Raw genomic sequence first — 6,478 nt, forward strand, 5'->3', positions numbered from 1 at the left:
ACAAGGAAATGATAGAAAAACTTGTAGAAGAGGGGTTTTGCAATTTCTCAAGGATGTTTTTGTTTTATATCTTTTGACAAAAATAAACTCCCTCTTCTTGATTTGCACCTTCCCAATAATCTAGGATGATAATATCATATTGTTTGAGAATGTTTTGCAGTTTAGCAGTTGTATAACGATAGGAGAAAAATAATTGAATTTGATCACCATTTTTCCAGTGCATGATTTGATCATCTAATTTCAAATCTATATTAGTTTCTACTTCAAACTGAGCATTAATTCTTGTTAATTCTTGATGGTTTGGATCATCTTTTAGGGAAAATTTAATAGTCCCGTGATCTGGATTTATCCCCGCGTCAACTAACACTGTCATTAACCAATCTTTGGTTAATTCATTATCATACTGTGGCAAAATCTTGTTAATTCCTGTTAGATAATCGTCTCCCGGTGCTAAGTTTGCACTCATGAGTAAAATATCTCCTGGTTGTAGAAAATTACTTAAAATAGGCAAAATTTCATCAGGAGTAAAATTAGGAATCATGCCAAAAAATGTGATGATCTTTCTGTGTCCTTTTCCTTGATCATGAAGATGGAGTATTAAATCATCAGCACAAGGTAAATCACAAACAATTGGCTGTATAGAGACTTGAGGATAAGATTCCCTAATTTTTTGACCAGAAATTAAAGCCAGGGATAAACTAACATCAATAGGATAATAAATGATTTCTCTTTCTGTATTGAAGAGATAAGATACTAAAAGATGATCTTTTGCACCACCGCCACAACCTAATCCAATTACTTGTATATTGGTATTAATGTCCAGAAATTCCGCAGTTTTTTGAAAACATACTGCATAGGCATTAATACAATCATCATTAGTTCTAGCTGGAGAATAATATTCATGAATTTTTAACCATTTCTGACTTTGTTTAACAGTGTCATAATGAAATTTATGATTGATTTTACCTACAGAAAAGCAATCTAAATAATCTTGATAAATCTTGTTGGGAAATTGACTAGGATGGACATATACTTTTTCAAAGCCGTTGGACATTGTAGACATAATAGTAAATTCCTTGGTGCTGATGAACCTGGTTAGTTAAATTAGTAGTTATTAGTTATATGATACTCTAAATTCAGTTTTTTAGATCAAGCAATTTTGTGAAAATATCTGATATTATCTGATATTATATTAATAATTTCCTGACATCTACAAATTTATGATTGATAAATCTGACCTGAGAACAACGATAAAACCTTCATTAAGTGCGATCGCTCTTGGTAGTAATATAGGGGAATCTTTAGCTATTTTAGAAGGTGCAATTAACAGCCTGGAAAAAACTCCGGGTATTACCATAAAAGCCAAATCTAGTTGGTACAGAACCGCTCCCGTAGGCGGACCATCACAACCAGATTATTTAAACGGTGCGGCTATTTTAGAAGTGCAACTCAGTCCCCATAAATTGCTAGAAACTCTGCTCAATATTGAACAAGAATTTGGTCGAGTTCGTCAAGAACATTGGGGACCTAGAACCCTAGATTTAGATGTACTACTATTTGATGACTTGATTTTAGAAACACCAGATTTACAAATTCCCCATCCTCGAATGACCCAAAGAGCCTTTGTTTTAGTTCCATTAGCGGAAATTGCACCAGATTGGATAGAACCAGTTTCTAGAGAACCTATTTCACAACTCCTGCAAAAAGTAGACTGTTCTGATGTGAGTTTATCTATCAATTTATAAGCTTTTCTCATAACAACTAAGTCTTAAATCTTCTTCTATACTGCGTGCTGCAATTGCACCATGAGCAACCGCAGTTGCTACACAGGGATCTCTAGGATTTGTCACATCTCCAGCCGCGTAAATATTGGGGATTGATGTTCTGAGAAATTGATCAGTGGCAATATATCCTTTTTCGGTCAGTTTCACAGAACCCACTCCTCCTTGCTCAAAAAGTCGCACTAACTTCTCAACATTCGGTGTAAAACCCAAACGAAAACAGAGATAGTCAAAAAGTAACGCTTTTTCTTGGTTGTTTTCATCTTGGAAAAGCATATAAATCTTCTCTTCGCGCATCTCAAATCTCTGAATTTTTGCGGGTTGATGTACAGTGACTCGACCGGTTCCAAGTTCAAATATGGCTCTTTTGTTCACCTCAAATGCTCGGATTTCAGAGCGAATAAACAGGTGAATATGTTGGGATGTATTACCTAAAATTCTGGCTGTTACTAATCCATTATCACCACCTCCGACTACAGCAACTACCCCTCCTGATACCTTAGATCCCAATAAGGGAGTGGCACCAGGGTTAAAGCAAACACGCTGGGAAGAAAGGAGATATTTACTTCCGGGAACTGATTCTATAGCTTCAAATCCTGTAACTCGCTGACCTGTGGCAATAACCATATATCGTGCTGTAATTTCAGTTTTGTCAGTAACAATTCTGAAATCATCTCCTACCTTGGTGATCTCCTTTATTGAAGAATCCAAAACTGTAGAAAGCATTTCTGCTTCAACATGACGGTGAAATTGATCAGCAAGTTCATATCCAGTTTTTCCCGGTATTCCCAAGTACCAGACATTTTGAAAATGGCTTAACGTTTGTAGTCCTCCTAATTTTTCATTCTTTTCAATGAGAATGGGAACAAAACCGAGATGTTTTAACCAGAGAGCGCAAGACATACCAGATGGACCACCACCAACCACAGCAACAATTTTATTCATGTTAATTTAAAAGCCCAAAAAATTAACTTTTCCCTTGGAGTAAATACATTGACTGGTACAAGTTTCATCAATTCTCACTGCAACAAGTCCGGGAATTTGGGGTTCAAGCTGTTCATAAATCCATTTAGCGATCGCTTCACTGGTAGGATTAGCTAAACCCGTGGATTCATTTAAATGGTAATGATCCAGATAATTTTCCAAGAGGGGTTTTATGTATTTTGATATATCACCATAATCCATAATCATCCCCTGTTTAACACCTGAATTTATCAGTTTATTCCCCGTAACATAGACCACACCGCGCCAAGAATGACCATGTAATCTAGCACATTTACCATCATGATTCGGTAATTGGTGAGCAGCTTCAAACCTGAATTCCTTACCAATTATCCAAGTTTCTAAAAAAGATTCAGATTCCGGTTTTGAAGTCATTATTATATCCCAATTATATAGGAATCCGGTTTGATTCCTGAATTTACTTGTGTGGTCAGGGAACAGGGAACAGGGAAGACAGAATTGATACATACTGACTCTTGTATGGCTACGCCACGCAAGCTATCAAAAATCAAATACAGCACTTCCCGATGTTATGAGGTACAAGAACCCCACCCCCAACCCCCTCCAATATCAAAAGTTTATCCTTTTCTTCCCCCCGCTGCGGGGGGATTGAGGGGGGTGCGAGGAGGGGGCTTAAGATGTACCTCATAAGAGCGGAAACCCCTGTATTATTTCTATATCCCAAATTCCCCAATACTTAGATAATTAAAATGAATGTAGTGTATCTAAAACTGCTTTAACTTTAGGAACTTCATGAGTTCTGAATAAATCTGTTTTTCCTAATGCTGCTAAAACCGCAAAAAATGATTCTGCACTTCTTACCTCTTCCCCAAAATATTCAAAAGCGTGAGGGAGAGCATGACAGACAGGAAAACCTAATTTTCTCAGTCTAAAAGTAGTCAAAAAAGTTTTCATTTGATAACTAATTCGCAAAGAACTATCCTGGAGATTTTTATAATAAAACCCCAAACCAGCATCAACAAATATTTTTCTTACCCCATATTTAGCTGCGATTTCTATTTCATTAGCAAAATATTCATACATTAATTTTGTTGGATCATCACCAAAATCAAAATCACCAACTTCTCTGACATTTTTACCTTGAACATAACAGATAATCACCCCAGCGTCAAATTCAGATACAGCTTGATAAATTTTCTCACTATCAAAAGCACCCGTTAGATTAATCACATTAGCACCAGCTTGTAAACATTCTCTAGCAACTTGAGGATAATAAGTTTCAATGGAAGTTAAAACCCCCTGTTGACTCAGAGATTTTAGCACTGGTAAAATTTGGGAATTTTGTCGAATATCCTCAACTCTTTCTGCTTTTTCTAAAGTAGATTCAGCGCCAATATCTATAATATCAGCACCTTGAGCCTTTAATACTAATCCCTTGCGAATAGCCTGTTCTGAACTTAAACATACGCTTTCTCTGTACCAAGAATCATTAGAAAGATTAATCACTCCTAAAATTGCTGATTCGGAATTAAAATTAAATTTTTTCTCACCAATTGTAAATTCTTCTACTTTTACTTGCAGAGCATCATGATATTTTTCATATATTTCGTAAATGTCTTCAATCTTCAACATATTTCCAATCCTTTTTTTGATAGACAATAGTTTTTTATTAGCTGTTCACAAGCATTGAGCAAAAATAACCAAATCATCACCACACCTGATTACAACCTCCATCCCCCCGAAACTTCTAATACCTGCCCTGTGATATAATCAGATTCTGGACTAATAAAAAACCACGCTGCATGAGCCAGTTCTTGTAAAGTTGCAGGTCGCTTAGTAGGTAGTTCAGGTAAAGATTCCTGCAAATCAAAGGAATTTTCTGCTATTCCTGGGGAGACAACATTAACAGTAATTTTATCTGTAATTAGTTCCCTTGCTAAAGATTTTGAGTAGATGATAATGCCAGTTTTAGCAATTAAGTAAGGTGTGTTAGTACAACGCGCGAGGAGATTTTGCGCACTAGCACAACCAAAATTGACGATACGTCCCCCATTAGCAGCTTTCAGGTAAGGTAGTGCAGCTTTAGTGACATAAAATGTAGCATGGAGATTAGAGTTAATAATTTCATGCCATTCTTCTACTGATAATTGGCTCGTTGGTCTGTCTAAGTAGTTACCCACATTATTGACAACAACAGATAGACCTCCCAATTCCTCAGCAGCACTTTTGACTAAAAACTCCGCTTGTTCAGGATTTCTTAGATCCGCTTGTAAAGTAACAGTTTTAACGCCGTACTTATCAGCCTCCTGACGGGCTTGATTACAGGCTTCCACACTTCTATGATAATGAAATGCTACATCAAATCCTTTAGCAGCTAAATCGAGAGCGATAGCCTTACCAATTCCCGATGATGATCCAGTCACCAGTGCTTTTTTCAGCATTATTGTTAGACCTAATTCCTATATAAATTACCAATGTTATTTTCTACAAAATCCTCAATCAATACTTGAGTATAACTATTGAGAGGATATTCCTTTGCTTGTGCGGGAGTCACCCAAGCCCATTCCTCAATTTCTTGATTAGGTGTAATCGTATTTCTCAGTGAAAATGCGTAATAGTTGATCATAATAAAATGGGCAGGTCGCACAAATTGTGAGTCCAGCACTGCTTCTTGTAGCAACGCAAAACGCACATTAGTTAAGTCTAACCCGACTTCTTCCTGAAACTCCCTCAGAAGTGCAGATTCTAGAGTTTCACCCCAATCTACTTTTCCCCCTGGTACACCCCAAGCACCTCTCCACTTCGTAGATTTAACAATTAACACCTGTCCGAAAGAATTGACAACCAGCGCTCCTACAGTAGTCAGAGGGAATTGTTTTTGTACAGATGTTGGTTCAATAGTGGTCTGATACTGCATATTTAATTCCGCACCCCACGACGACTGACTTTTGGCGATACTTAATATTACTGCCGTTCAGATTTTATCAGCAAATGCCTGACTAAGTTCAATTATATTTTGATCTGGATCTTGAATAAAAATCGCTGGTCGGCCAGAAGCACTAGCCTGAAAAGGATAGTTTTTAGCTGTTAATTCGCTTTTAATTATTTCTAAATCCATTACAGCAAAAGCGATATGAGGATTTTGTCCCCATTTTTCTTGTTGCTTATCGGTGGGTACAGTAGGCGCAACAATCAGATGCAGTTGATAGTTACCAATTTGATACCAGATACCCGGATATTTTAAAGGACGTTCTACTTTTTTAAGTCCTAATATATGAGTATAAAAATAATCAGAACGGTCTAAATCAGTTATGAGAATAGCAGTATGAAGACTCTGGATAATTTGCATTTTTTTGTTTTGTTAAAATAAGTAAATTGACTTAAAACCAATATATTTCAGTTAAAGATAATTGTAGGTTGGGTAGAACAAAGTGAAACTCAACATTTCTAAGATTTTGTTGGGTTTTGTTTATTAACCCAAATTACACATATATACGCGAAAATGAGCAAGTTTTGACGATAAATGCAGAATAAATACCCGGGCTAAATCTTGTGGTGCGGGCATCCTGCCGATGGAATTATACAAACTTATTGCCTAAGCTGTTACGCAGCTAAATCTGATAAGCTGTTGTGCAGCTTGATTGTATAATAAGGTGTTAACTAAATAAGCGATTCCTACGGAGCGCTTCGCTATCGCTAGGGAAGTATGCCAGCAAAAAATCATCTATCTCAAA

At 36.6% G+C, this 6,478-nt stretch carries 8 protein-coding genes; 1 reads left to right on the forward strand and 7 read right to left on the reverse strand.

The window, feature by feature from the left end:
• Nucleotides 1–64: 64 nt before the first annotated feature.
• Nucleotides 65–1,063, reverse strand: coding sequence for an L-histidine N(alpha)-methyltransferase (locus H6G25_RS12645; RefSeq protein ID WP_190392779.1), 999 nt, complete (start codon nucleotides 1,061–1,063; stop codon nucleotides 65–67).
• A 157-nt stretch (nucleotides 1,064–1,220) separates the two neighbouring features.
• Here H6G25_RS12645 and folK point away from each other — a divergent pair, with 157 nt between their 5' ends.
• Nucleotides 1,221–1,745, forward strand: a complete 525-nt coding sequence (gene folK, locus H6G25_RS12650; protein ID WP_190392780.1) for a 2-amino-4-hydroxy-6-hydroxymethyldihydropteridine diphosphokinase — start codon at nucleotides 1,221–1,223, stop codon at nucleotides 1,743–1,745.
• Here the strand turns inward: folK and H6G25_RS12655 are convergent.
• The 6 genes from H6G25_RS12655 to H6G25_RS12680 form a co-directional block, all read right to left on the reverse strand.
• Entirely contained in the window at nucleotides 1,740–2,726 is a 987-nt protein-coding gene (locus H6G25_RS12655; protein ID WP_190392781.1) for an NAD(P)/FAD-dependent oxidoreductase, read from the reverse strand. The two genes, folK and H6G25_RS12655, sit on opposite strands and share 6 nt — an antisense overlap.
• A 6-nt stretch (nucleotides 2,727–2,732) precedes the next feature.
• Entirely contained in the window at nucleotides 2,733–3,158 is a 426-nt protein-coding gene (gene queD / locus H6G25_RS12660; RefSeq protein ID WP_190392782.1) for a 6-carboxytetrahydropterin synthase QueD, read from the reverse strand.
• Nucleotides 3,159–3,488: 330 nt separating this feature from the next.
• On the reverse strand, nucleotides 3,489–4,376 hold the full coding sequence (locus H6G25_RS12665) for a dihydropteroate synthase (RefSeq protein WP_190392783.1): 888 nt from the start codon (nucleotides 4,374–4,376) through the stop codon (nucleotides 3,489–3,491).
• Between the two features lie 89 nt (nucleotides 4,377–4,465).
• On the reverse strand, nucleotides 4,466–5,185 hold the full coding sequence (gene tmpR / locus H6G25_RS12670; protein ID WP_190392784.1) for a bifunctional dihydropteridine reductase/dihydrofolate reductase TmpR: 720 nt from the start codon (nucleotides 5,183–5,185) through the stop codon (nucleotides 4,466–4,468).
• Between the two features lie 11 nt (nucleotides 5,186–5,196).
• Entirely contained in the window at nucleotides 5,197–5,661 is a 465-nt protein-coding gene (locus tag H6G25_RS12675; protein ID WP_190392785.1) for an NUDIX domain-containing protein, read from the reverse strand.
• 57 nt (nucleotides 5,662–5,718) lie between these two features.
• Nucleotides 5,719–6,093 carry a VOC family protein gene (locus H6G25_RS12680; RefSeq protein ID WP_190392786.1) on the reverse strand — a complete coding sequence of 125 codons (375 nt, stop codon included), beginning with the start codon at nucleotides 6,091–6,093 and terminating at the stop codon, nucleotides 5,719–5,721.
• Nucleotides 6,094–6,478: the final 385 nt, after the last annotated feature.

This window comes from Dolichospermum sp. FACHB-1091, assembly GCF_014697585.1.
Taxonomy (GTDB): domain Bacteria; phylum Cyanobacteriota; class Cyanobacteriia; order Cyanobacteriales; family Nostocaceae; genus Dolichospermum.

Coding starts and splice junctions, on each gene's coding strand:
- H6G25_RS12645 (WP_190392779.1), bottom strand. CDS start 1,063: ATGTCTACAATGTCCAACGGCTTTGAAAAAGTATATGTCCATCCTAGT.
- folK (WP_190392780.1), top strand. CDS start 1,221: ATGATTGATAAATCTGACCTGAGAACAACGATAAAACCTTCATTAAGT.
- H6G25_RS12655 (WP_190392781.1), bottom strand. CDS start 2,726: ATGAATAAAATTGTTGCTGTGGTTGGTGGTGGTCCATCTGGTATGTCT.
- queD (WP_190392782.1), bottom strand. CDS start 3,158: ATGACTTCAAAACCGGAATCTGAATCTTTTTTAGAAACTTGGATAATT.
- H6G25_RS12665 (WP_190392783.1), bottom strand. CDS start 4,376: ATGTTGAAGATTGAAGACATTTACGAAATATATGAAAAATATCATGAT.
- tmpR (WP_190392784.1), bottom strand. CDS start 5,185: ATGCTGAAAAAAGCACTGGTGACTGGATCATCATCGGGAATTGGTAAG.
- H6G25_RS12675 (WP_190392785.1), bottom strand. CDS start 5,661: ATGCAGTATCAGACCACTATTGAACCAACATCTGTACAAAAACAATTC.
- H6G25_RS12680 (WP_190392786.1), bottom strand. CDS start 6,093: ATGCAAATTATCCAGAGTCTTCATACTGCTATTCTCATAACTGATTTA.